The sequence below is a fragment of the Grimontia marina genome (assembly GCF_900060185.1).
In the GTDB taxonomy this organism is placed as follows: Bacteria; Pseudomonadota; Gammaproteobacteria; order Enterobacterales; family Vibrionaceae; genus Enterovibrio; species Enterovibrio marinus.
The window spans coordinates 41385-65595 of sequence record NZ_FIZY01000025.1 but is presented as its reverse complement, the minus strand read 5'-3'; the positions used below and the strand labels follow the sequence as shown (position 1 = coordinate 65595).

Annotated in this window: 25 protein-coding genes and 1 tRNA gene; 2 read left to right on the top strand and 24 right to left on the bottom strand. The window is 48.8% G+C overall.

Annotation, left to right across the window (positions count from 1 at the left end; translation table 11 throughout):
- Nucleotides 1-14: 14 nt before the first annotated feature.
- A tRNA-Ser gene (locus tag GMA8713_RS13945) sits at nt 15-102 on the bottom strand.
- A 204-nt stretch (nt 103-306) separates the two neighbouring features.
- Here GMA8713_RS13945 and GMA8713_RS13940 point away from each other — a divergent pair.
- Nucleotides 307-882, top strand: coding sequence for a UPF0149 family protein (locus GMA8713_RS13940; protein ID WP_062710913.1), 576 nt, complete (start codon nt 307-309; stop codon nt 880-882).
- 150 nt (nt 883-1032) lie between these two features.
- Nucleotides 1033-2418 carry an ATP-dependent RNA helicase DbpA gene (dbpA, locus tag GMA8713_RS13935; RefSeq protein WP_062710910.1) on the top strand — a complete coding sequence of 462 codons (1386 nt, stop codon included), beginning with the start codon at nt 1033-1035 and terminating at the stop codon, nt 2416-2418.
- Nucleotides 2419-2474: 56 nt separating this feature from the next.
- Here the strand turns inward: dbpA and GMA8713_RS13930 are convergent, their stop codons facing one another.
- The 23 genes from GMA8713_RS13930 to aspS all read right to left on the bottom strand — a co-directional run bounded on the left by GMA8713_RS13930 (nt 2475) and on the right by aspS (nt 23955).
- On the bottom strand, nt 2475-3332 hold the full coding sequence (locus tag GMA8713_RS13930) for a bile acid:sodium symporter family protein (RefSeq protein WP_062710907.1): 858 nt from the start codon (nt 3330-3332) through the stop codon (nt 2475-2477).
- Nucleotides 3333-3398: 66 nt separating this feature from the next.
- Complete coding sequence (gene nadA / locus GMA8713_RS13925) at nt 3399-4460, bottom strand: quinolinate synthase NadA (protein ID WP_039849941.1); 1062 nt, start codon at nt 4458-4460, stop codon at nt 3399-3401.
- Nucleotides 4461-4626: 166 nt separating this feature from the next.
- On the bottom strand, nt 4627-5361 hold the full coding sequence (ybgF, locus tag GMA8713_RS13920) for a tol-pal system protein YbgF (protein ID WP_062710905.1): 735 nt from the start codon (nt 5359-5361) through the stop codon (nt 4627-4629).
- Between the two features lie 15 nt (nt 5362-5376).
- Nucleotides 5377-5898, bottom strand: a complete 522-nt coding sequence (gene pal / locus GMA8713_RS13915; protein WP_062710903.1) for a peptidoglycan-associated lipoprotein Pal — start codon at nt 5896-5898, stop codon at nt 5377-5379.
- A 33-nt stretch (nt 5899-5931) separates the two neighbouring features.
- Nucleotides 5932-7284, bottom strand: coding sequence for a Tol-Pal system beta propeller repeat protein TolB (gene tolB, locus GMA8713_RS13910; protein ID WP_062710898.1), 1353 nt, complete (start codon nt 7282-7284; stop codon nt 5932-5934).
- A gap of 10 nt (nt 7285-7294) precedes the next feature.
- Nucleotides 7295-8392, bottom strand: a complete 1098-nt coding sequence (gene tolA, locus GMA8713_RS13905) for a cell envelope integrity protein TolA (protein ID WP_062710930.1) — start codon at nt 8390-8392, stop codon at nt 7295-7297.
- A gap of 8 nt (nt 8393-8400) precedes the next feature.
- Nucleotides 8401-8847, bottom strand: a complete 447-nt coding sequence (gene tolR / locus GMA8713_RS13900) for a protein TolR (RefSeq protein WP_062710895.1) — start codon at nt 8845-8847, stop codon at nt 8401-8403.
- Between the two features lie 3 nt (nt 8848-8850).
- Nucleotides 8851-9537, bottom strand: coding sequence for a protein TolQ (gene tolQ, locus GMA8713_RS13895; RefSeq protein ID WP_046306749.1), 687 nt, complete (start codon nt 9535-9537; stop codon nt 8851-8853).
- Nucleotides 9527-9940, bottom strand: a complete 414-nt coding sequence (gene ybgC / locus GMA8713_RS13890; RefSeq protein WP_062710893.1) for a tol-pal system-associated acyl-CoA thioesterase — start codon at nt 9938-9940, stop codon at nt 9527-9529. Before ybgC ends, tolQ begins: the two co-directional genes overlap by 11 nt.
- Before the next feature lie 166 nt (nt 9941-10106).
- Nucleotides 10107-10391 carry a cyd operon YbgE family protein gene (locus GMA8713_RS13885; RefSeq protein WP_062710890.1) on the bottom strand — a complete coding sequence of 95 codons (285 nt, stop codon included), beginning with the start codon at nt 10389-10391 and terminating at the stop codon, nt 10107-10109.
- Nucleotides 10392-10401: 10 nt separating this feature from the next.
- The gene (gene cydX / locus GMA8713_RS13880) at nt 10402-10512 is read right to left on the bottom strand and encodes a cytochrome bd-I oxidase subunit CydX (RefSeq protein WP_039849945.1); all 111 of its coding nucleotides are present in this window, start codon (nt 10510-10512) and stop codon (nt 10402-10404) included.
- 19 nt (nt 10513-10531) lie between these two features.
- Nucleotides 10532-11668 (bottom strand): cytochrome d ubiquinol oxidase subunit II, encoded by a 1137-nt coding sequence (gene cydB, locus GMA8713_RS13875; protein ID WP_062710886.1) that lies wholly within the window; start codon nt 11666-11668, stop codon nt 10532-10534.
- 14 nt (nt 11669-11682) lie between these two features.
- Complete coding sequence (cydA, locus tag GMA8713_RS13870) at nt 11683-13269, bottom strand: cytochrome ubiquinol oxidase subunit I (RefSeq protein ID WP_062710883.1); 1587 nt, start codon at nt 13267-13269, stop codon at nt 11683-11685.
- Between the two features lie 458 nt (nt 13270-13727).
- Complete coding sequence (ruvB, locus tag GMA8713_RS13865) at nt 13728-14735, bottom strand: Holliday junction branch migration DNA helicase RuvB (RefSeq protein ID WP_062710880.1); 1008 nt, start codon at nt 14733-14735, stop codon at nt 13728-13730.
- 14 nt (nt 14736-14749) lie between these two features.
- Nucleotides 14750-15379: a Holliday junction branch migration protein RuvA gene (gene ruvA / locus GMA8713_RS13860; protein WP_062710877.1), complete on the bottom strand. Its 630-nt coding sequence runs from the start codon at nt 15377-15379 to the stop codon at nt 14750-14752.
- A 102-nt stretch (nt 15380-15481) separates the two neighbouring features.
- Nucleotides 15482-15601, bottom strand: coding sequence for a DUF2474 family protein (locus GMA8713_RS27345; protein ID WP_157515612.1), 120 nt, complete (start codon nt 15599-15601; stop codon nt 15482-15484).
- On the bottom strand, nt 15594-16592 hold the full coding sequence (cydB, locus tag GMA8713_RS13855) for a cytochrome d ubiquinol oxidase subunit II (protein WP_062710872.1): 999 nt from the start codon (nt 16590-16592) through the stop codon (nt 15594-15596). Before cydB (GMA8713_RS13855) ends, GMA8713_RS27345 begins: the two co-directional genes overlap by 8 nt.
- Nucleotides 16592-18016, bottom strand: a complete 1425-nt coding sequence (locus tag GMA8713_RS13850; protein WP_062710871.1) for a cytochrome ubiquinol oxidase subunit I — start codon at nt 18014-18016, stop codon at nt 16592-16594. Before GMA8713_RS13850 ends, cydB (GMA8713_RS13855) begins: the two co-directional genes overlap by 1 nt.
- 193 nt (nt 18017-18209) lie before the next feature.
- Nucleotides 18210-20012, bottom strand: coding sequence for an ABC transporter transmembrane domain-containing protein (locus GMA8713_RS13845; RefSeq protein ID WP_062710870.1), 1803 nt, complete (start codon nt 20010-20012; stop codon nt 18210-18212).
- Between the two features lie 81 nt (nt 20013-20093).
- Entirely contained in the window at nt 20094-20519 is a 426-nt protein-coding gene (locus GMA8713_RS13840) for a hypothetical protein (protein ID WP_062710862.1), read from the bottom strand.
- Between the two features lie 199 nt (nt 20520-20718).
- Nucleotides 20719-21240 (bottom strand): crossover junction endodeoxyribonuclease RuvC, encoded by a 522-nt coding sequence (gene ruvC / locus GMA8713_RS13835; RefSeq protein WP_062710860.1) that lies wholly within the window; start codon nt 21238-21240, stop codon nt 20719-20721.
- Nucleotides 21241-21246: 6 nt separating this feature from the next.
- Nucleotides 21247-21993, bottom strand: a complete 747-nt coding sequence (locus tag GMA8713_RS13830; RefSeq protein ID WP_046308257.1) for a YebC/PmpR family DNA-binding transcriptional regulator — start codon at nt 21991-21993, stop codon at nt 21247-21249.
- Between the two features lie 177 nt (nt 21994-22170).
- Entirely contained in the window at nt 22171-23955 is a 1785-nt protein-coding gene (gene aspS, locus GMA8713_RS13825) for an aspartate--tRNA ligase (protein WP_062710857.1), read from the bottom strand.
- Nucleotides 23956-24211 lie beyond the last annotated feature (256 nt).

Genomic DNA, 24211 nt, shown 5'->3' with positions numbered 1-24211 from the left:
TCGGGCTTTGAATGTGGCGGTGAGTGAGAGATTCGAACTCTCGATACGTTGCCGTATACACACTTTCCAGGCGTGCTCCTTCAGCCACTCGGACAACTCACCAAATTATCGTTGGGCTTATACGCCTCAACGGGTCGCTACTATAGGGAAGCGCGGATTTAAGGTCAATAAGATTTCTGAAAAAATCGTGCAAGTGTTTATGATTCAAGCGACATTGCGTGATTTCCACGCCCTCACCGCTTTTCTTTCTCTGTTTTGAGCTCAGACTGTTAGAATAAGCACCTTGTTAGGAAAAGAGAGTTTTTCATGTCTATCTCGCTATCACAATTTATTACCGAAAACGGATTGGAGCAAAAACTGCTATCTGCCACGCAAACAAAAGGTTTTGTGACTGCTATGGCTGCAGCGCCACACCTCATCGACCCAAGTGAATGGCTTGCATTTATGTGGGGTGGCGAAGACGAAGCGCCGTTCGGTAGTCATGAACAACTCGAGCAATACGCGAATATCATCGTGGCCATGTGGAACGAGCAGCGTGGCGCTTTACTTTCAAACGAATGGCAATGGCCGGAAGTCTGTGCACTGAGCGAAAGCGATATCGTTAACGAAGCGACACGTGAATACTGCGAAGGTATGCTTCAGGGTTGGACCCTGTGCCGTGATGACTGGGAAACTCTAATGCCTGAAGACTCTCAAGAGAATGCGCTTCTGGGTGGTGTTCTACTTTCTATCAGTCTGCTGTTTGATCCTGAGGCTGCATTGGCAGTGATGGAAGAACAAGGTGCAGCAGAGCTTGCGCAGTTTGACGAAGTGTTTAATGGGATGCCAGTGATGCTTTGTGGCCTGACGATGCGAGCAATGCAGATGGTTGAAGCACAATAATCCGCCATTTTCCTCGTGTGTTTAAAAAAGCGGCCAGCGAGCCGCTTTTTTTTCTTTCAAAGTTTTCGCGCAGTTTTCAACCATACCTGATATAGTCGCGCCCCTGAATATACTCGCCGCTCAAACGGCACTGACAACGAGACTCTCCCTGTGACGAATCAAGGTTTCTCAACACTTCCGTTGAAAGATGAATTGCTTTCTACACTCACTGACATTGGCTACAAAACCATGACGCCAATTCAGGCCCAGAGCCTGCCTTCCATACTTGATGGGAAAGATGTCATTGGTCAGGGTAAAACAGGCTCAGGTAAAACCGCCGCGTTTGGTCTTGGACTGCTGAACCGTTTGAACGTAAAACGCTTCCGCGTTCAATCGCTGGTACTCTGCCCTACCCGTGAACTAGCCGATCAGGTAGCAATTGAAATCCGCAAGCTGGCGCGTGGCATCCACAACATCAAAGTACTGACACTGTGTGGCGGTGTTCCTATGGGGCCACAAATCGGCTCACTGGAGCATGGTGCGCACATTATCGTAGGTACACCAGGCCGAATCCTCGACCATATGGAAAAAGGCCGCCTGTCTTTAGAAGAAGTGAACACGCTGATTCTGGATGAAGCTGACCGCATGCTGGAAATGGGGTTCCAACCTGCGCTAGATACCATTTTTGACCAGGTGCCTTCTGACCGTCAAACGCTGCTTTTCAGCGCAACGTATCCGACGCAGATCCAGAGCATCAGCAAACAAATCATGGCAAAACCGGTAATGGTGAAAGTGGAATCAAACCACGACGACACCAGCATTACTCAACATTTCTACCGCTGTGCAAATAATCGCGAGCGTATCGAAGCACTTCAGCTTCTGCTGCTGAAGCATCAGCCAGAAAGTGCGGTGGTGTTCTGTAACACCAAGCGTGACGTGAAAGACGTGGCCGCTGTACTGGATAACGAAGGCTTCTCTGTGGTAGCGCTGCATGGCGATTTAGAGCAACGCGATCGGGATCAGATGCTGTTAAAGTTTTCCAACAAGAGCACCAACATCATGGTGGCGACAGATGTTGCTGCCCGCGGTTTGGACATCGAAGCGTTGGATGCGGTGATCAACTACCACATGGCGTTTGATACTGAAGTTCACATTCACCGTATTGGCCGGACTGGCCGTGCAGGCAGCGAAGGTGCTGCGTATACCTTCTTCGGTGATGAGGATGGTTATCGTGTTGCATTGCTGGAAGATCATCTTGAGCGCGACATTAAACCCTCAGCACTGCCAGATTCCAGCGTATTGAACAATGTGCCACGCACACCTGCCATGGTGACGCTGCACATTGATGGCGGTAAGAAAATCAAGGTTCGCCCTGGTGATATTCTTGGCGCATTGACCGGAGAAAATGGTATTGAAGGTAAACAAGTCGGCAAAATTAAAGTCACCGATTACCGTTCCTATGTTGCCGTTGAGCGCAGCGTGGCGAAGAAAGCCTTGAAGAAACTCTCCAGCGGGAAAATCAAAGGTAAGACCTACCGCGTTTGGCAGTTACGTTAATCGCAATAGACAAGAGCTGCCAATAGCAGCTCTTTTTAACCTCAGATTTGTAGCCCCTACACGGTAACAGAATCCTGTCTGTGCTTATTAAGCGCAATCAATATTACAGCCGGAATATTCATCAACACCCCGTAAAGCAGAGGCGTCAATGCCAGTTCAGGCTGTTGAAGTTGGACGACTGCTACGAATATCGCCGTGCCCGCATTCTGAATACCAACCTCAATAGCAAAAGTTCGTGTGAGCTTTCTATCGCCTGAAAACAGCTTTGACACGGCAACACCCAAGCCCATTCCCAACAAACACAGTAACAGCACCATCACAGACGCAACGGAGAACAGTTGAGAGAATACGGCCGTGTTAGCAGCCAGCGTCACTGCCACGGTAAAGAACAGCGCCCACAAGGCTGACTTACCTGCCAAAACAGAAAAACGTGCAAACCCTTTACCTTTGACGAAGTGATTGAGCAACATACCAATAATCACTGGCAACAAAGTGACAGCGATAAGCTGCAGGATGGCCGTTTTCACCGGAATCACTGCAGACACATCTGAAAGCACCAAAGGCAACATCAGAGGTAAGCTGAAAGGAATAATCAGGCTGCTGACCGCCGTCATGGTGATAGAGAGTGCCGAGTCACCGCCTGCCAAATGACTTATCGCGTTGGAGGAAGCCCCACCCGGAGCCAATGCCAGAATCCAAATACCCACAGCGACCACTTCTGGCAACGCAAAAACATGAATGAGGATATAGGCAATTAGCGGCAAACCGACAAGCTGCGCCGTTAATCCAGCTGCAATTTTTCCCGGGTACTCCGCCACGCGTTTGAAATCAGCCAATGACAAGGTAATGCCGACACAGAACATCATCCAAGCCAGTGCGATTGGAAGCCCCATGGTTAACATTGCTTGTGCCATGTTTATTCCTCAATGTGCAAAAAAAAGCGAACATCATGCCCGCCTTCTCATTAACTTTCTTTGACCTTACGCGTTGCCTTTAACCTGCAATTGCAGAGACGCGGCAAAATCCAGCATACGGTTCAGTGGAATAAGGGATTTCACTCGGATCGCTTCATCAACGAAAATCTCGTGCTCTTCGCCACCTTCACGCAGTGCCAATTCGATTGCCTTCAAGCCGTTCATTGCCATCCAAGGACAGTGTGCACAGCTTCGGCATGTTGCACCAGCACCGGCGGTTGGCGCTTCAATCAACTCTTTTTCCGGCACCATTTGCTGCATCTTGAAGAAGATACCTTTGTCAGTCGCTACAACCAGTTGCTTGTTTGGTAACTCTTTCGCTGCTTTAATCAGCTGACTCGTTGAACCAACAGCATCAGCAAGCTCTACAACGCTTGCAGGCGATTCAGGGTGAACCAGAATCGCAGCATCTGGGTAAACCGCTTTCATGTCTCTCAACGCTTTCGCGGAGAATTCATCGTGTACCACACACTCGCCTTGCCAAAGCAGCATTTCTGCACCGGTCTTGTTCGCGATGTATGAACCTAAATGGCGGTCCGGGCCCCAGATGATTTTCTTATCTTCTGCGTCGAGATGTTCGACGATTTCCAAGGCGATAGACGAGGTGACTACCCAATCCGCGCGAGCTTTAACCGCAGCAGAAGTATTGGCGTAAACCACTACCGTATGGTCAGGGTGAGCATCGCAGAATTCGGTGAAGCGATCTTCTGGGCAGCCCAAATCCAATGAACACTCTGCTTCAAGCGTTGGCATCAGAACCGTTTTTTCCGGAGTAAGGATTTTGGCGCTTTCGCCCATAAAGCGAACGCCAGCAACCAGAAGGGTCTTAGCAGGATGTTTGTTACCAAACTTCGCCATTTCCAGAGAGTCACCAACGAAACCACCGGTTTCTTCGGCCAGCGCCTGGATTTCAGGGTCGGTATAGTAGTGAGCAATCATCACTGCATCTTTTTCCTTAAGCAGTTGCTTGATGCTCGCAATGTAGTCAGTTTTCTGTTGCTCGGACAAGGCCTCCGGCTTCGGAGGGAAAGGATATACTGTCTCTGCAGTATTAATAATCTGGCTCATCAACTTACTCAGATTTGGCTTCCAATCCGGTCATTATACCCAGCTTGGTATCGAGTTTTCATCTTTTATGACGCTAAAGCGTAATATCAATGACACCCAAGTTGATTCATTTAGATATAAGAAAGCCAGCAATCATGCTGGCTTTCTTGAGTGACACTTTTAAAACTTATTGGCTCAACTGCTTCTCAGCTTGTTTTGCCGTGGTTGTGCCAGGATATTCCTTCACAACTTGCTTAAAGAGGGTTTTGGCTGCCGCCGCATCTTTCTGACGGTCAGCAATAATGCCCAACTTCAACAGTGCATCGGCACGTTTACTTGATTTAGCAAACTGGCTCACCGCCGTGAAGTTTTTCTTCGCATCGTCTAACTGGCTTTTTGAGAAGTAGAGTTGCCCCAGCCAATAATGCGCATTGGGCTTGTAAATTGACTCAGGGTATTTAGCCAAGAATGCATTAAACGCTTGTGTTGCACCAGCGTAGTTCTTCTCTTTCAGGATAAGATTCACTGCCGCATCATATTCCGTATTCTCAGACTGATTCGCCGAGTACTTTTCCGTTGAAGCACTTTCCTGAGGTTTCACTTCAACAGCAGGTGCTGGCTTCGCGTTTCTCAGCGAGTCAATCTCACGGTAAAGATCGCGCTGACGTTCCAGCATCTGATTTAATTCGTAATTATTTCTTTCGACCGTGCCACGTAACTCATCGAGTTCGCTCGCCATCTGGTCCAGTTGGCGCTGCATGTCGATTTGCATCTGGTTTCGAGCTTCCAGCATTCGCTCCAAGCGCTCAACAGAGCTACCACTACCGCCCAACTCAGTCACCGGAGCAGGTGCGGCAGCCACAGGGGCTGCCGCACTCACCAGTAACGCCAGCGATAGAGCACGCAAAGTGTTACTGTTCATAAGATTTACCTTTGATTAGTAAACCAGAACCGCACGGCGGTTCTTCGCGTAAGCTTCTTCACCCTGGCCAAGAACCAGTGGCTTTTCTTCGCCATAGCTTACGATAGAAATTTGAGATGCTGGTACACCCAGTGCTTGCAGGTACTTAGCTACTGCATTTGCACGGCGCTCACCCAGCGCGATGTTGTACTCAGGAGTACCACGCTCATCTGCATGACCTTCTACAACGACTTTGATATCTGCATTAGCGCGCAAGAATTCTGCATGTGCATCCAGCATATCTTCAAACTGTGGCAGAACAGAGTAGTCGTCGAAGCTGAAGTAAACAGTTTGAGACTGACGCAGTTCGTTGTTACGGATCTCTTGCTCAGTCAGGCTGCCTTGACCGCCATCAACTGGAGTCACAACAGTGGTTTGTGAACCGTTGTTTGTTTCGGTGCCAGTGCTGTCGGTAGAGCTGTCGCTTGAGCTACATGCCGCCAGAGTAAACATAGGCAGCGCTACAGCCAAACCCTTAAGTACTTTATTAACTTGCATCTTGTTTTCCTTATATCAAATAAGCGCAAATGTTTATTGGAACGGGGACCATGCTGGGGCTCTCACCCTGCCATTGGTAGCTGGTAGTCTCGCTTTGAAGCGTCCATCAATGGACACCAAAGAAAGCACGTTATTACGCCCGTAAACTGAGCTGTAAATGACCATACCGCCGTTTGGCGCCAAGCTCGGAGATTCGTCCAACATAGTTTTCGTTAGAATCTCAACAGCACCCGTTTGCAAATCTTGTTTTGCAATGTTGTAGCCTGAGTCAGAGCGGTGAACCATCACCAGGTATCTACCATCCGGGGTAAGTTGACCGCCGAGGTTCTGACTACCTTGCCAAGTAATCCTATTGGTAGAACCATCGGCTAAATTTACTCGATAAATCTGTGGTTTACCACCCCGGTCTGAGGTAAAGATCAAAGACTGCCCGTCTGGATCCCAGAATGGTTCCGTGTTATTCGCACGACCTTTGGTGATTTGCTCCAGTTTACGGGTTTTCAAGTCCATCACATAAACTTGAAGACTACCGGTTTTGGACAACACCAACGCCAGCTTGCTCCCGTCCGGAGAGAAGCGTGGAGAACCGTTGTGACGTGGGAATGAAGAAATCAATTCTGGCACGCCAGTGAAGATATTCATCAAGAAAATCTGTGCCTGACCATTCTCAAAGCTTACATACGCTAAATATTTGCCATCAGGAGACCATGCTGGCGACATAAGCGGCTGCTTAGAGCTCAAAAACCGCATTTCATTGAAACCATCGTAGTCAGAAATGCGCAGTTGATAAGGAAATTCAGCCTTATCGTCCACCACTACATAAGCAATGCGAGTCAAAAACGCACCTTTTTCTCCGGTAAGCTTTTCATAAACCAGATCAGAAATACGGTGTGCATACTGGCGAAGTTGATTATTTCCAACGACTTTGCGGTTGTTCAACAACAGATGATCTTTGGTCAGCACCAGTTCGCCGGTTGCAGAAAGCCCTTTGCTCTGGCCGCCCGTCAATTGGCCACGAACAATATCAATCAACTGATAGGTAATCAGGTACTTACCATCTGCCGCTGGGCTGATAGTGCCTGTCACCAGCGCATCCACACCCATTGCAGTCCAGTCATTAAAATCGATCTGCTCGTCGTTGTATGGCGTTTGTGGCATTTTGTCGATTGGTATCGGGCTAAACTTACCGCTTCGCTGTAAATCCGAAGCAACGACCGCTGAAACATCCGTAGGAAGTTTACCTTCGCCTTCCCATTTAAAAGGAACAATGGCAATTGGGCGCGCGGAACTGATGCCCTCTGTAATCACGATTCTAAGCTCGGCAAAAGCCGGAGGGGAGAATGCAAGAAAAGTGGCGAATGCACTTACAAGAAATCGTTTCAGCATCTAAAATCCTCTAATCATTTGGCCTGAACTCAAAGGTAAACGCTCTAAATTGTTCTCTTACTGCGTCGTCTTCAGACATTGGAAAAGTGCCGACAGCAAAAATTGCCGAACTCGCGGCTCGACAAGCTCTAGCATTTCCGCTCAACTCTTGAACGTCCAACACTAACCCAGTTCCAGACAGTGTCAATCTAACTTCACAGCCTTGCCCATCAGGCACAGCATCTCTGTTGTATTTACGAGAGATCATGTCTTTGTAAATACCCATATAGCGAGCAACTTCATTTGAAACCTGTTGCCCTCGAGCCGATCCCCTGCTTTCAGATTCCGACTCGAGACCGCTAAAAAGCTCGTTGAGGGCAGCCTCCTGCTCTGCCTGCTTCCGCTGAGCTTCTGCAGCTTTGCGCTCAGCTTCTTTGCGCGCAGCTTCTGCTTTACGGGCTTCCTCTTCGGCTTTTTTCTTCTCGGCTAACTTACGTTGGCGTTCTTCTTCCGCTTTGCGTGCTTCTTCTTCAGCACGCTGCTTTTCAGCCAGTTTACGTTGACGTTCTTCCTCAGCTTTACGCTGCTCTTCCACGGCGCGTTGACGGTCTGCTTCTGCTTTCTTCGCCGCTTCTTCCGCTTTGCGTTGCTCCTCTACACGACGAACACGTTCAGCTTCGGCTGAAGCGGCTTTTTCCTGAGCAATGCGCGTAGCTTCTTCTGCTTTACGTTGCTCTTCAGCAGCTTTTCTCTTGGCATCAGCAATTCGCTTACGCTCGACTTCCGCTTCTCGAGCCTCTTTTTCAGCGGCTAGCTTTTCTGCTCTCAGCTCACGCAGGCGTTTTTCTTCCTGCTCGCGTTGCTGCTCGAGCAAGTCAGCTTGTTGTTCTAGACGGCGAAGACGATCATCTTCCTGACGTTTGGCTTCGTCCCGCTGTTGACGGATCTTTCTCGCCTGCTCATTCACTACACTCGGGTCGATAACCACAGCTTCAATACTTTGCCCGACAGGTTGGTGGGAGACTTTCGTAAAGTCTGCCCCCCAAAGTAAAACACCGAACAATGCGGCGTGTAACAATACAGAAACGAAGGTTGCGCCCGTATAGCCCGACTTTTGAGTTTTCTTCATTCCATCTCTCATGAATCAAGCGGTTCCGTCATCAAGCCCACTGATGAAACCCCAGCTTGGTTCAATGCATCCAAGGTGAGAATGATTTCTGAATACGGCACGCGCCCATCACCACCGACCAACACAGGTGATTTCGGGTTAATTTCCAGCTCTGCCTTCACACGGATAAGCAGATCCTGAAGTGACAGACCGCGTTGCATGTCTCCATTATTCACTGAAAGTCCCAAACCACCATTTTGATCAACTTCTACGATGATAAATGCACCGCTGTCCTCTTCTTTTGCAAGCTCCGCGGCGGTTTTCGCCGTCGACGTTTGTGGGAGATCCACATCCACGCCCTGCGTGACAAAAGGTGCAGTTACCATAAAGATAATCAAGAGTACCAACATCACGTCAATGTATGGCACCACGTTGATTTCGGCGTTCATTTTCCGCCGTTTACGCTGGTAAGGCATACATTACTCCTTCGGTGAAGCAAACGCCTGGCGGTGGAGAATGCTCGAAAACTCTTCCATGAAGTTGATATAGTTGTTCTCAAGCTTACCCACTTTCGCGGTAAATCGGTTGTACGCCATAACAGCTGGGATAGCGGCAAATAGACCCATCGCTGTTGCCACCAGCGCCTCTGCAATACCCGGTGCTACCATTGCCAGTGTTGCCTGCTTCACAGCACCCAAAGCGATAAATGCATGCATGATGCCCCAAACGGTACCAAACAGGCCGATGTAAGGCGTAATTGAACCAACGGTTGCAAGGAATGGCAGATTGGTTTCCAGCGATTCCACTTCTTTTGAAAGAGAAACGCGCATTGCTCGGGAAGTGCCTTCCATCACAGCTTCTGGAACTTTGCCATTGCTGCGGTGAAGACGGGCAAACTCTTTAAAGCCTGAGTAGAAGATTTGCTCACTGCCTGACAGGTTGTCTTTGCGCGCCTGCACTTCTTGGAATAGTTGAGACAAGTCCATACCAGACCAGAAACGGTCTTCAAAACGCTCTGCTTTCGATGACGCCTCTGAAAGCACCTGCGAACGCTTAATGATCATTGCCCAAGACACAACAGACATGCCCAGCAGAACCAACATCACTGCTTTAACCAGCAGACTCGCCTGCAAGAACAGATCAAGAATTGAAAGTTCAGCGCTCACTTAAAATCTCCGATTGAATCGATTTAGGGATGGATTTCGGCTTCATTTTCTCAGAATCGACACAGGCTACCTTAACGGTGGCACGACACAACACATCGCCTTCTGAATTCACCAAATCTTGACAGAATGTGAGGGTAGCGCGACGAATATCAGGTACCGTTGTTTGAACGATAAGTTCTTCGTCAAGCCTTGCGCCTTTAAGGAAATCGATGTCCATATGACGTACGACAAACGCCGTATGTTCTTCAAATAACGTATGTTGATGGACACCAATGCTGCGCAGAAGTTCTGTTCGCGCACGCTCAAAGTATTTGAGGTAGTTCGCATGATAGACGATCCCACCGGTATCAGTGTCTTCGTAGTAGATGCGAACAGGCCAGCAAAACGGATGGTGACTCCTCATCCTGATAATTACCTGAAATCCATAGTAAGGTTTAGCGAAATACTATAACTGACTTACTCAGTGTAATAAAAGCGCCAAGCGACGAGGCTGGTCACGAATGGCGCAAAATAAAACAGCCCGGCTGTTTTAAGCCGGGCTGTCGGTGACAGTTTATGAAAATGGGATGTCAAAGGAATGCCTTTACTAAGACAACCCCCATCACCACCCACGCAAACGGTGGAAAGAAAACAAGCTGCCAAAGCCAGAATCTTGGCTTGAACGCCATACCGTGAATCATTCCGGTACAGGTTGCCCAAATCAGTGCGGGACCATTAGCAACAGTAAAGCCACCAATTTTATCTGCAAAAGTCTGAGGGTCCCATATGACTAACCCGCCACATGTGAGCGCCATTGCCAGCGACAACAGCATGAGCGCACGGATATGAAGACGGTCATGGAGACCGTCCAACATAGTCGTGAAGTTACTCTTCACTGTCACGATCCATGGCTTCAGTGTGTTCTAACCAAAGCGCATTGATAATACCGAACGAGCACGCCAGCAATACACCTAGAATCCAAGCGAAATACCACATGGTTAACTCCTTCCTTCTCTTAGTACAGTGAGGTTTTGTTTTCTTCGATGAACTTTTCATCAAGACGGCCAAACATCTTGTAGTAACACCATGCGGTGTAAGACAGAATGATTGGCACCATCACAATCGCAACGCCCGTCATAATGTTCAGCGTCAACTCGCTTGATGTAGCATCCCACATCGTTAGGCTATGAGCTGGGAACAGGCTGGAAGGCATCACGAATGGGAACATCGCAAAACCTGCTGTCAAAATCACGCCTGCAATCGCAAAGCTGTTGAACAAGAACGCAAAACCGTCACGCTCGAAACGCGCACATACGGCAACCAACAGCGGCATAAATACCGCCAACGCCGGTGCAATCCATAGTAGTGGATAAGCTTCGTAGTTATTGAACAGTGCACCGGTTAAGGTCATCACTTCTTTGTTCAATGGGTTCGACGTTGCATTGGTCATGATTTCGCTTGTGATCACATAGCCTTCAATGCTTTGCGCCCAGAAGCCAGCAAGTGCAAAACATACCGCAGTCAGAATCGCAGAAATCTGCGCCACGTTACGTGCACGTACATGAAGCGCATCAGTGGTTTTCATCTGAAGGTAAGTCGCGCCTTGCGTCACGATCATGAACAGACTGACCAAGCCACATAGAATCGCAAACGGATTCAGCAGGCCAAAGAATGAGCCACGGTAAGTTGGGATCAGGAATTCGTTCAGTTCAAACGGCACACCTTGCAGCAGGTTACCAAATGCCACACCAAAGATGATTGGCGGCACGAAGCTACCCACAAAAATGCCTTTATCCCAGGTTTTACGCCAGCGTGGGTCTTCAATTTTTGAACGGTAGTCAAAGCCAATTGGGCGGAGCCACAATGCCGCCAGTGTCAGAATCATCGCCAGGTAGAAACCTGAGAACGACACCGCATAGACCAACGGCCACGCTGCGAACAGCGCACCACCAGCGGTGATCAACCAAACTTGGTTACCATCCCAGTGAGGCGCTATAGAGTTAATCATCACTCGGCGCTCGTTATCAGTTTTACCAATAACTGGCACCAACGCGCCGACACCCATATCAAAGCCATCGGTAATGGCGAAGCCAATCAGTAAAACACCAATCAGTACCCACCAGATCAGGCGTAGAATCTCGTATTCAAACATGTTTCACGCTCTCCTTATGCTTCAACTTGACGCGCAAGATCCGTTTCAGGGGTCTTTAGCGTTTCAAAGTGATAACGGCCTGTTTTTAGGCTGCTTGGGCCTAAGCGCGCGAATTTAACCATGAGGTATACTTCAGCAATCAGGAACACGGTGTACAGTGTAACAATGGCGACCAAAGAAGTGATGATTTCTGACGCAGGAAGATTGGATGCTGCCATGTGTACCGGCAGAATTTCACCCACCGCCCACGGCTGACGACCATATTCAGCAACGAACCAGCCTGCTTCACAGGCAATCCATGGCAATGGAATACCCAATACCGCCAGTTTCAGAAGCCACGGCTTTTCGTCGATTTTCTGGCGACAAGTTTGGTAGAAAGACATACCGAAGATAAACAGCATTGCGAAACCACAAGCGACCATGATACGGAAGCTCCAGAATAGCGGTGCTACCTGAGGAATAGAGTCTTGCGCCGCTTGTTTGATTTGGGCTTCTGTCGCATCAACAACATTTGGTGTTTGTTCTTTCAGGAGCAGACCAAAACCAAGGTCTTTCTTCACGTCGTCAAACGCTGCCAGGTTTTCAGGCGTTCTTTCACCTGCACGCAGTTTTTCAAGCAAACCATAAGCAATCATACCGTTACGGATACGTGCTTCGTGCTCATCAACAATGTCATGTAGACCGGTCACTTGCTTATCTAAAGAACGCGTTGCGATAATTCCCATCACGTACGGGATCTTAATCGCGTAGTCCGTTTCCATGGTTTCTTGGTTAGGGAAACCAAATACGGTGAAGGCTGCTGGTGCTGGCTCTGTGTGCCACTCCGCTTCGATCGCCGCCAGTTTTACTTTCTGAACATCACCCAACTCATAACCAGATTCATCACCCAGTACGATAGTAGACAGGATTCCCGCCATACCAAACGACGCAGCAATAGCGAATGAACGACGAGCAAACGCCACATCACGGCCTTTAAGGAGATAGTAAGCACTTATACCCAACACAAACATGGCACCTGTGGTGTAACCAGCTGCCACAGTGTGTACAAATTTCACCTGAGCTACAGGGTTAAGCACAACTTCAGCAAAGCTCACCATTTCCATTCGCATGCTTTCGAAGTTGAACTCAGCACCCACAGGGTTTTGCATCCAGCCGTTTGCAACAAGGATCCATAGCGCTGAAAAGTTGGAGCCAATGGCAGTTAGCCAAGTGACGGTAAGGTGTTGGCGCTTGGAGAGACGATCCCAACCGAAGAAGAACATACCTACAAGGGTAGATTCTAGGAAGAAGGCCATCAGCGCTTCGATAGCCAGAGGAGCACCGAAAATATCGCCGACATAGTGAGAATAGTATGCCCAGTTAGTACCAAACTGGAACTCCATGGTGAGGCCGGTAGCGACGCCCAACGCGAAGTTAATACCAAACAGCTTACCCCAGAACTTGGTCATGTCCTTGTAGATTTGCTTATCGGTCATCACATACAGAGACTCCATAATGGCTAGCAGAAACGCCATACCCAGAGTCAGTGGGACAAACAAGAAGTGATACATCGCAGTCAGTGCAAACTGGAACCGCGACAGATCAACAATATCAGTTAACATAGTAACTCCTTCATCGTCAGGCTGACTGACGCACGACACTTACGTATCGTTAAGTAAATGCTTAATCACCTGCGAGCCTTATAGCCCGCGCTTCACTGAGCTTCCCTACGGGGACCGTGTAAACAGCCATCCCTTTTTATGTTGCACGAATGTGCCGCACTGGTTAGGATTCTGTTAAGCATCTCCTAATATAGTGCCAGCTAATACTAAACATTCTCGCGATGCGCTTCAAAGCATTTGAAGCAATCACACATTGATTGCTGTCAAAATAATCAACTTCGGTTGTTCAAATCGTTTGAATTCAAGATCCAGATCAAAACAAAACGCTAGTGAGCAAGCGCTACGTCCTGCGACCCACTGGCACGAACTTATTGCACTAGAAGTATTGTTCAGAGGGAAAAAATAGCAAAGGCTGGCAAGAAGCCAGCCTTTGAAAAGAAGCGGATAGTAACCTTTTGTCACTCAGGCATATCAAAACCAAAATGAAGATAAGCGCGCTGACTTGCGATACGCCCTCGTGGTGTACGTTGTAGGTAACCTTGTTGTATCAAATAAGGTTCAAGCACATCTTCAATCGTGTCTTTGGCTTCGCCAATTGCCGCAGCGAGGTTGTCCAATCCCACAGGACCGCCATCAAACTTCTCGATAATCGCGGTGAGCAATTTGCGGTCCATATAGTCAAAGCCCTGGTTGTCGACATCTAGCATATCTAAGGCTTTCGAGGCCACATTTGCATTGATTCGACCATCTGCTTTGACTTCCGCATAGTCACGAACGCGGCGAAGAAGACGGTTTGCAATACGTGGTGTTCCACGGGCACGACGAGCGATTTCAAATGCTCCTTCTTCATCCATATCAAGATTCAGGCAATTCGCGCTGCGTTGAACAATGCCCTTAAGATCAGCAATGTTGTAATACTCGAGGCGCTGAGTAATCCCGAAGCGGTCACGCAGTGGCGAAGTCAGAGAGCCTGCCCGAGTCGTCGCCCCCACCAGCGTAAAGGGAGGCAAATCGATTTTGATGGAGCGTGCCGCCGGACCTTCGCCAATCATGATATCCAGTTGATAGTCTTCCATTGCTGGGTATAGGACTTCTTCGACGACCGGACTCAAACGGTGGATTTCGTCGATGAAGAGCACATCGTTTGGCTCAAGATTGGTCAGAAGTGCAGCCAAGTCTCCTGCTTTTTCCAACACAGGGCCTGAGGTCGTGCGAATGTTCACTTCCATCTCATTGGCGACAATATTTGCCAGCGTGGTTTTACCCAGACCCGGAGGCCCAAAAATTAGCAAGTGATCGAGGGCTTCTTCACGTTTACGTGCCGCATGAATAAAGATTTCCATTTGATTACGGACGTGATCCTGACCTTGATAATCCGACAGCATCTTGGGTCGAATGGCGCGGTCAATGACGTCGTCTTCACGGCTCGGGGGTACCGTGCTCATCAGTCGATCAGCTTCAATCATTCCAAATCACCCTGTTAGACCATTGAACGCAGCGCATCACGGATAATCGCTTCGCTCTTCATGCCATCAACGGCCACTTGCTTGACCACTTTCTCAGCCTGCGCAGCTTTGTAACCGAGCGCGATAAGTGCACTGATCGCTTCATCTTTCGGATCATTAGATGCAACAACGACGGTTTCATTGCTCGCCGCGCGACGGGCTGCAGCATCTGCATGAGGTGTAAAAAGGTCAAAGGCATGCCAGTTTTTAAGGCGATCGCGCATTTCAATCACCAGGCGCTCTGCCGTTTTCTTACCTACGCCCGGGATTTTGACCAGTGTCGAGACATCTTCACGTTCTACACTGTCAACGAATTGTGTAGCCGTCATACCAGAAAGAATTGCGAGGCCCAGCTTCGGACCCACCCCATTGGCTTTTATCACTTCACGGAATAGGGCGCGCTCGATGGTGGTATTGAATCCATAAAGCAACTGTGCATCTTCACGAACCACAAAATGTGTGTAGACAATCGCTTCTTCACCCGCTTCTGGCAGTTCGTAGAAGCAGCTCATGGGCATACTGACTTCGTAACCTATGCCATTAACTTCCAATAGGATTTCAGGGGGTTGCTTTTCAAGCAAAATTCCGCGTAATCGGCCAATCACAATCAAAACTCAAATTGTTGCTAATAATTGTGATTAGAATAATGAACAACTGGATAGATATCCAGTTTTAAAGCCCAGCGAGTACCTGAAATGGGTATGCGATCAGACTAATCCTACCCACTGCATGGTGTAGCGAATGAAATAAGCGAGCGCACTCACAGCCAGTACACCTGCTATCCATAATCCGACAAACCACGTAAAAGCTTTGCTTAGTTTATTCATGGTATCCCTCGTCTGCTCTAACCTTACCGCGGAACACCCAATAGGAATACGCAGAGTAAATGATGATAATTGGCAGAAGAACCACGGCTCCAGCAAACAAGAAAATCAGGCTGTTATCTGGCGCGGCGGCATCCCAGAGTGTCACCGCTCTTGGCACCATATAAGGGAAGATGCTGATAGCAAAGCCAGCAAACGCCATCAGGTAAATGACCAGAGTCCAGCAATAAGCCGCACCAGCTCTTCGCGTACTTAACGCATTCCATAGTTGATAGGCCGCAAGCGCTGAAATGGCGGGGATAAGGAAAAAGCCGGCGGCATTCGGGAAAGTAAACCATCTCGCGGCAATGTCACTTGAAATAAATGGCAACCAAACGCTCACCACACCTATCGCGCCCAGGAAGAGCAAGGAGAGCTTTTTACACTTTATGAATAGCTTCTCTTCGATACTACCAGTGGTTTTTATAAGGAGCCAGCAGCCACCAAGCAAGGTATATCCCGCCGTTACTGCTAGACCACAAAAAAGGGAAAAAGGCGTCAGCCAGTCAAACCAGCCCCCAGCGTATTGTCTGTCTGCGACTTCAATTCCTTGAAGCAAAGTCCCGAGTATCATCCCTTGAGAAAACGTCGCCACCATCGAGCCACCTGCGAAAGACCAATCCCAGAGGTAACGGCCTTTTTTGGTACGGTAACGGTATTCAAACGCGACACCACGAAATATGAGTCCGATTAACATCGCAATAATTGGCGCATAGACAGCAGGCATGATGATGGCATACGCCAAAGGGAAGACCGCAAACAGTCCTCCCCCACCTAGTACCAGCCAGGTTTCATTACCATCCCAAATCGGTGCGATGGAGTTCATTGCGGCATCTTTTTCGTCATCATTGAGCGAAGGAAACAGTATGCCAACACCAAGGTCGAAGCCATCAAGAATGACATAAGCAAATACTGCAAAAGCGATTATCACCGCCCAGATAACTGCGTAATCCATTATGACTCCTTACCTGAGGCGGGCTGCGGATTCACGGTAATATCTTTGCTCGAGTTACCATGTGAAAGTCGAGTAACAATACGCCCATCCAAATCCTGCTCATACTTGGTCGGCGATTTTCTCATCAGTTTCAATAGGTAGTAGATACCCGCACCAAATATCACGAAGTACACCACCACGAACACGGCGAGGGATGCACCAACGGCACTGGCATCAATCGGTGACACGGACTCCGACGTTTTAAGTAATCCGTATACGGTATAAGGCTGACGCCCCACTTCTGTGGTCACCCAACCCGCTAATATCGCTAAAAACCCGCAAGGCGCGGCATACACGCAGGTTCGGAGGAACCAAGGCGTTTCGTATAGGGTTTTCTTATAGCGAAGCCACAGCGACACCAGTCCCATGCCCAACATTAAGAAACCAATGCCCACCATGATTCTGAAACTCCAGAACACAGTAGCAACGGGCGGCCTCTCTTCAGGTGGGACTGACTTGAGGCCTTTAATTTCGCCATCAACAGAATGGGTCAGGATAATGCTGCCTAATTTGGGGATTTCGACTTTGTAGTCAACCGTTTCAGTTTCCTCATTCGGAATACCAAACAAGATAAGTGGCGCACCTTTCTGCGTATCAAAATGCCCTTCCATAGCGGCCACTTTCATTGGCTGATGTTCCAGTGTATTAAGGCCATGTAGATCGCCCGCGACGATCTGGATAGGCGTCACCAATACCGCCATCCACATTCCCATGGAAAAGCTTATCCGCCCTAGCTCATTGTGTGGTGCTCGCAACAAATGCCAGGCACCGACGCCAGCCACCATGAAAGCCGTTGTAAGGTAAGCAGCAATGACCATGTGAACGAGGCGATAGGGGAAAGAGGGGTTAAATACGACTTCGAACCAGTCAGTGACGACGAATTGGCCCTTGTCGTTAAAATCGAATCCCGCAGGGGTTTGCATCCAACTATTCACGGACAGAATCCAGGTTGCGGACAGCAAAGTACCGAAAGCAACGAAAGCAACGACAGCAACGGCCAGGAAGTGAAGTTTTGGACCCACACGCTCGCGCCCAAACAGCATGATGCCGAGGAAGCCCGCTTCGAGGAAAAAGGCGGTAAGCACTTCATAGCCCATCAAAGGGCCGAGCACAGGGCCCGTTTTGTCGGAGAAGACACCCCAATTTGTCCCGAACTGGTAACTCATCACGATACCACTCACCACACCCATGCCAAACGTGACCGCAAAAATCTTCGTCCAATATTTGGAGAGTTCGAGATATTGGTGTTGTTTGGTCCGCAAGTGCAATGCTTCAAGCACAGTGATATAGCTTGCAAGCCCAATTGAAAAGGCAGGGAAGATAATGTGAAAAGACACAGTGAACGCAAACTGGATGCGTGCCAGGTCTATGGCTAGCTCCGACATACTCAACTCCACTAAACGTGAGTGACTGTAGTTGGAACGTCAAATTTTAAGACTGAGATCACTTTGGCGGAGAATTCTTAAGGAAGGCAAGGGTTATCTCTATTGAGCCCTCTCCTTTCGAGTTGTTTTCAAAACAGCATCGAACTGAGTGCCCATCTGTAAAGTCACTCGATCCGGTAATGGAACTCACCCGTCATTCACCGACAATTTTCATCGGTGTTTCGTCATTAACAGATACTAGCTGCAAGGCTGCGAATTCACGATAAAGTGGGGAAGAATCCATCAATTCATCATGTGTTCCCGTCGCGACAATTTGCCCTTTGTCCATTACCAGTATCTTGTCTGCATTGACGACCGTTGCTAAACGGTGAGCAATCACTATCGACGTTTTGTGCGACATCAGTTCATCAAGCGCTGATTTCACTTTGTGCTCACTGACCGCATCCAAGGCACTGGTTGCCTCATCCAACAGTAAAATAGGGCGGTCTGCCAATATCGCGCGTGCAATAGATATTCGCTGCTTTTGGCCTCCCGAAAGACGGACTCCCCGCTCACCCAATTCAGTATGGTAACCGTCAGGAAACTCGACGATAAAGTCATGTGCTCTCGCCGCCTTACATGCAGCTATCACAGCTTCTTCTCCAGATTCCGGTACACCGTAACGTACATTCTCAAGCACAGTGGTGGCGAAAATCACCGATTCTTGCGGAACCAGAGCAAACTGCTCTCTCAAGGTTTCAATTGAGAGGTCTGAAATGCTGACGCCATCTATATCAATGTGCCCTTCCTGAACATCAAAAAAGCGTTGAAGCAGCGCAAAAACCGTACTTTTACCTGCCCCACTTGGGCCAACCAACGCGATGCGCTCACCCGCTTTCACATCAAAAGAGAGTGAATGAAATACCGGGAGGTTTTCGTCACCAGGATAGGAGAAAGAGACGCTGTCAAAACGGACAGCCCCGGAAACCGGTTCTGGCAATTGGCGCGGACTCTGCGGCTCCTGAATATCCTGCTCCATTTGTGAGAGTTCAATCAGCCGTTCAGTCGCACCTGCTGCGCGTTGAATATCCCCAATTACCTCGCCAATGGTGGCCACACCACCCGCCACTAACAAGGCATAAAACATGAAGGCTGACAGCTGGCCTGCGGTCAATGAGCCATCCAAGACGCTCAATGCACCAACCCAAGTGACCAAGACAATGGCCACAATAGACAGAAACACCACCGACCCCATTAACGTTGCGCGATAGCGAATTCGTATTTTGGCTGCATCCATAACAGACTCGACACGGCCATTGAAGTGATGTGCATCAGCATCTTCATGGTTGTATGATTGAACAGTACGAATTTCGTGTAGCGTTTCATCCACATGAGCGCCAAGGTCAGCCACCCTGTCCTGACTCACACGTGCCAATCGACGCACTTTTCTTCCCAATACGAAAATGGGAACCAGCACCACAGGGACCGCCAGCAATACTAGCCCTGTTAAAGTGATACTGGTGAACGCCATCATTATTAGACCACCAATCACAGAGACGCCGGAACGCAGTGCCATCGAAAGGCTCGAACCCACTACCGTCTGCAGGAGTGTAGTGTCTGCGGTAAACCGACTGATAACTTCACCGGTTCTTTCTTTTGCGTAAAAAGAAGGCGAGAGCTTCAGAAGATGGTGATATACCGTCATTCGGATATCCGCACTGACGCGCTCGCCCAACCAGCTCATCAGGTAAAAACGACAGAAGGTCGCAAAACCGCTGACAACCGTAATACCCAGAATGACCAAAACTAATTTGTTCAACTCAGTGGCATTGCCAGAAAGAAAGCCTTCATCGACCACAAGCTTCACAGCCTGGCCAAGAGCCAGCCAGCTTAAGGAACCAAGGAAGAGAAAAAATACAGCGGCAATAACTTTGCCCCGATAAGGCAATAAATATGTCGCTATCCATTTTAGAACTGAACGCGTGCTGGAAGATTGTTGGGAATATGTCTCTGACAAGATAATGACTCTCTCGCTTTTTTGCTGACTGGCTAACACGTTACAACAAGTTGCGGTTATCAGCGAGAGAGCAAAGTGAGATTAATCGACTTCTTCTCTGTCACCCTTTCTTGTTTGGTATAGCAAGAATGCGGCTGCCAGCCAGACCAAACATGCCATCACAAACAATGTGCCGCCATCGTTACCGACCACCTCACCTACTTCATTAAACGCTGGTTGCGCAACACCGATTGGTGTAAACAGGTGAAAGAAAATCGCGCCCGTCATAGTACCTACTGCTAAAAAAGCACCCAATGCGTGAAAACGGGTAAATAGCAGAATCGAGGCTATCAACTCCACAATACCTACCATATAAGCGCCGTATTTTCCGAACCAAGCCTGCCCAGACCACTCACCCAGTGTACCTAAGATAAACTCAGTTTCCGGTGACCCAGAGAACTTAAAGAACAGCGATTGAATAAATACAAATGCGATGAAGATACACAAGCCTGTTTTAAGGTATTTCATATTTGGCCCCGTTCAAAATATCGATATCCATTAACAACGATAGAAAAGAGCGAGAATTTCTCTAATCAAATTCACGCCAAGATTGAGACACCAAATCCATTTAGTGATAACTGTCAGCGGAGTTTGATAATAGACATTCGTGATGATTGAAAAATAAAAAAAGCAGCCATTTGGCTGCTTTCTTCGACATGATCTCAACCTAGCGATAGCGTCCGCGCTTGGCACTTTTCGCCTGCCCGGCCATCGCCACCAGTGTGTGGTTGGTATGGGCATGACAAATCGCCACAGCCAAGGCGTCTGATGCATCGGCTTGAGGGGTGGATGGAAGTTTGAGCATATGAACAACCATGTGTTGAACCTGCTTCTTATCTGCACTGCCTTTGCCGACCACAGCCTGCTTGATCAAACGTGCTGCGTATTCAGAAACAGGTAATCCTGCACTGACGGCGGCCACAATGGCACTTCCGCGTGCCTGACCCAGCTTAAGTGCCGAATCAGCATTTCGTGCCATAAACACTTGCTCGATGGCGAAAGTATCCGGCTGAAACTGGGTAATCACTTCACTGACACCAGCATAAATCTGACCCAATCGTCCTGCCAAATCTTCACAGTCCGTACGAATACAACCGCTGCCGAGGTATTCCAAATGTCTGCCTTGATGTCGGATCACGCCGTAGCCAGTGATCCGCGAACCCGGGTCAATCCCGAGAATAATAGCCACGTATGATTATTCCAGTGTTGCTGCGACTTCGTCAGAAATATCGCCGTTGTGGTAGACCTCTTGAACGTCATCAAGATCTTCAAGTGCATCAATCAGACGAAGCAGTTTAGGTGCTGTGGTTTCGTCCAAATCTGCTTTAGTCGAGGGAACAAGCGTGACTTCTGCGTTTTGTGCTTCAAAACCAGCCGCATCCAGCGCATCTTTTACTGCGCCAAATTCTGCAGGTGTTGTGTAAACGTCCATCGAACCATCTTCATGAGTCTCAACGTCATCCGCACCACCCTCCAGTGCTGCTTCCATCACTGAGTCTTCATCCAGACCTGGTGCGTAAGAAATGACACCTTTTTTATCGAACAGGTAGCTCACGCTTCCGTCAGTGCCGAGGTTTCCGCCCGCTTTAGAGAATGCATGACGAACACCGGAAACGGTGCGGTTACGATTGTCTGTCATACATTCAACCATGACTGCGGTCCCTGCTGGACCGTAACCTTCATAGATTACGGTTTCCATGTTCTCTTCGCCTTCACCACCCGCACCACGCGTAACAGCGCGGTTAACTGTGTCTCGAGTCATGTTGTTTGACAGCGCTTTATCAATCGCAGCGCGCAAACGAGGGTTGTTCTCTGGCTCAGGACCGCCTTCTTTAGTCGCCACCACAATTTCACGAATCAGCTTGGTGAAAATTTTTCCTCGCTTGGCATCTTGCGCTGCTTTACGGTGTTTGATGTTGGCGAACTTACTATGACCTGCCATTTCTCACTCCTCTATCAGCGGCCGACACACCACTGACGTTATTGTTTAATCATGGATTTATAGCAAAACAGCTATGAACTTTCTGGGATAAAGCCCATATCTGTCTACTTATCAGCATCCTTTAGAAACAAATAAAGCCAGATAAACTGGCTTTATTTTCTAAGGAATTAATGCTGGTTATGCGTCGTTTTCCTCTTTCTTAGCTGCTGCGGTAACCGCAATCGCCAGTTCCTCAAGCGCTGCTGGATTAGCAAGGCTTGGGGCATCCGTTAGCAAACACGCCGCTGCTGTGGTTTTCGGGAACGCGATAACATCACGGATGTTTTCGGTGCCACATAACAGCATAACAAGACGGTCAAGACCGAATGCCAGACCCGCGTGTGGCGGTGTACCGTACTTCAATGCTTCAAGCAGGAAGCCGAACTTCACTTTTTGCTCTTCCGCTTCGATGCCCAGCAGGTCGAATACCGCCGTTTGCATTTCAGGGTTGTGGATACGAACAGAACCACCGCCCACTTCGTAGCCATTCAGAACCATGTCGTAAGCGTTAGAATTTACACTCTCTGGGTTCGCTTTCAGCTCTTCAGGAGACACGTTCAGTGGAGACGTGAACGGGTGGTGCATCGCGTGCAGGTTACCTTCGTCGTCTTCTTCGAACATTGGGAAATCAACAACCCACAGTGGCGCCCACTTGCTGGTATCAGTCAGACCAAGGTCTGTACCCAGCTTCAGACGCAGTGCTCCCATCGCTTCAGTCACCACTTTCTTGCTGTCAGCACCGAACAGGATGATATCGCCAGACTCAGCGCCAGTGCGCTCAAGAATGCCGTTAACCACATCTTCCGTCAGGAACTTAGCCACTGGAGACTGAATGCCTTCCATGCCTGCTGCACGGTCGTTCACTTTCACCCATGCCAGACCTTTCGCGCCGTAAATACCAACGAACTTGGTGTAGTCGTCGATTTGCTTACGAGAAAGCTCAGCACCACCCGGTACACGGATAACTGCAACACGGCCTTTCGGATCGTTTGCTGGGCCAGAGAAAACTTTGAATTCAACGTCTTTCAGCAGGTCTGCCACATCAACCATTTCCAGCGGGTTACGCAGGTCTGGTTTGTCAGAACCGAAACGACGCATCGCTTCAGCGAAAGTCATTTGTGGGAAAGCGCCCAAGTCAACGTTAAGCAGCTCTTGCCACATGTCACGAACCATACGCTCAGTCACTTCGCGCACTTGTTCTGCGTTCATGAACGAGGTTTCGATATCGATTTGGGTGAATTCTGGCTGACGGTCTGCACGCAGGTCTTCGTCACGGAAACACTTAACGATTTGGTAGTAACGGTCAAAACCAGACATCATCAGCAGCTGTTTGAACAGCTGTGGAGACTGAGGCAGCGCGTAGAAGCTACCTTTGTGAACGCGGCTTGGTACCAAGTAGTCACGCGCGCCTTCTGGGGTCGCTTTGGTCAGTACTGGCGTTTCGATGTCCAGGAAGCCGTTGTCATCCAGGAAACGGCGAACAAAGCTCGACGCTTTTGCACGCAGCTTAATGCGGTCACTCATTTCAGGACGACGCAGGTCCAGGTAGCGGTGCTTCAGGCGCTGCTCTTCAGAGTTGTTTTGGTTGAAGTCCAGTGGAAGTGGCGCAGCACGGTTGATGATCTCAACGCCGCGAGCCAGCACTTCTACTTCACCTGTTGCCATACCTTTGTTGATTTGGCTGTCAGGGCGCAGACGCACTTCACCGGTGATCTTGATACAGAATTCGTTACGCAGTTGGTTAGCAACCTCGAAGATATCTTTCATATCCGGGTCTACAACTACCTGAACGACACCTTCACGGTCACGCATATCAATGAAGATAAGACCGCCTAAATCACGGCGACGGTTAACCCAGCCGCATAGTTCTACAGTTTGCCCTGCGAGGGCTTTGTTCAGGTGACCACAATATTGGGTGCGCATATGAATTTCCCGATCTGTTGCTTACTGTCCTTTCACGCCGTAAAGCGCAAAGTCTCGAATGTTGGTTTGCAGAAGAGTCTGCTGGCTTCCGCTGATTGAGAACAAACAGCCAAAGTCTGAATATTTCAAAAAGACGGCGCATTATAAAGGAAAATTTGAGCCTGCGGGAAATCAGAACTCTCCGAATCGAAGAAAACCACTCAAGTGAGCAAAAAACAAGCACGTATTGACCATGACTATTCATGATGAGCAAAAT

Excerpts from the sequence above, each read along its gene's own strand:
- GMA8713_RS13940 (WP_062710913.1), top strand. The coding sequence starts at position 307 with ATGTCTATCTCGCTATCACAATTTATTACCGAAAACGGATTGGAGCAA.
- GMA8713_RS13930 (WP_062710907.1), bottom strand. The coding sequence starts at position 3,332 with ATGGCACAAGCAATGTTAACCATGGGGCTTCCAATCGCACTGGCTTGG.
- nadA (WP_039849941.1), bottom strand. The coding sequence starts at position 4,460 with ATGAGCCAGATTATTAATACTGCAGAGACAGTATATCCTTTCCCTCCG.
- ybgF (WP_062710905.1), bottom strand. The coding sequence starts at position 5,361 with ATGAACAGTAACACTTTGCGTGCTCTATCGCTGGCGTTACTGGTGAGT.
- pal (WP_062710903.1), bottom strand. The coding sequence starts at position 5,898 with ATGCAAGTTAATAAAGTACTTAAGGGTTTGGCTGTAGCGCTGCCTATG.
- tolB (WP_062710898.1), bottom strand. The coding sequence starts at position 7,284 with ATGCTGAAACGATTTCTTGTAAGTGCATTCGCCACTTTTCTTGCATTC.
- tolA (WP_062710930.1), bottom strand. The coding sequence starts at position 8,392 with ATGAAGAAAACTCAAAAGTCGGGCTATACGGGCGCAACCTTCGTTTCT.
- tolR (WP_062710895.1), bottom strand. The coding sequence starts at position 8,847 with ATGCCTTACCAGCGTAAACGGCGGAAAATGAACGCCGAAATCAACGTG.
- ybgC (WP_062710893.1), bottom strand. The coding sequence starts at position 9,940 with ATGAGGAGTCACCATCCGTTTTGCTGGCCTGTTCGCATCTACTACGAA.
- GMA8713_RS13885 (WP_062710890.1), bottom strand. The coding sequence starts at position 10,391 with ATGTTGGACGGTCTCCATGACCGTCTTCATATCCGTGCGCTCATGCTG.
- cydX (WP_039849945.1), bottom strand. The coding sequence starts at position 10,512 with ATGTGGTATTTCGCTTGGATTCTAGGTGTATTGCTGGCGTGCTCGTTC.
- cydB (WP_062710886.1), bottom strand. The coding sequence starts at position 11,668 with ATGTTTGAATACGAGATTCTACGCCTGATCTGGTGGGTACTGATTGGT.
- cydA (WP_062710883.1), bottom strand. The coding sequence starts at position 13,269 with ATGTTAACTGATATTGTTGATCTGTCGCGGTTCCAGTTTGCACTGACT.
- ruvB (WP_062710880.1), bottom strand. The coding sequence starts at position 14,735 with ATGATTGAAGCTGATCGACTGATGAGCACGGTACCCCCGAGCCGTGAA.
- GMA8713_RS27345 (WP_157515612.1), bottom strand. The coding sequence starts at position 15,601 with ATGAATAAACTAAGCAAAGCTTTTACGTGGTTTGTCGGATTATGGATA.
- cydB (WP_062710872.1), bottom strand. The coding sequence starts at position 16,592 with ATGGATTACGCAGTTATCTGGGCGGTGATAATCGCTTTTGCAGTATTT.
- GMA8713_RS13850 (WP_062710871.1), bottom strand. The coding sequence starts at position 18,016 with ATGTCGGAGCTAGCCATAGACCTGGCACGCATCCAGTTTGCGTTCACT.
- GMA8713_RS13840 (WP_062710862.1), bottom strand. The coding sequence starts at position 20,519 with ATGAAATACCTTAAAACAGGCTTGTGTATCTTCATCGCATTTGTATTT.
- GMA8713_RS13830 (WP_046308257.1), bottom strand. The coding sequence starts at position 21,993 with ATGGCAGGTCATAGTAAGTTCGCCAACATCAAACACCGTAAAGCAGCG.
- aspS (WP_062710857.1), bottom strand. The coding sequence starts at position 23,955 with ATGCGCACCCAATATTGTGGTCACCTGAACAAAGCCCTCGCAGGGCAA.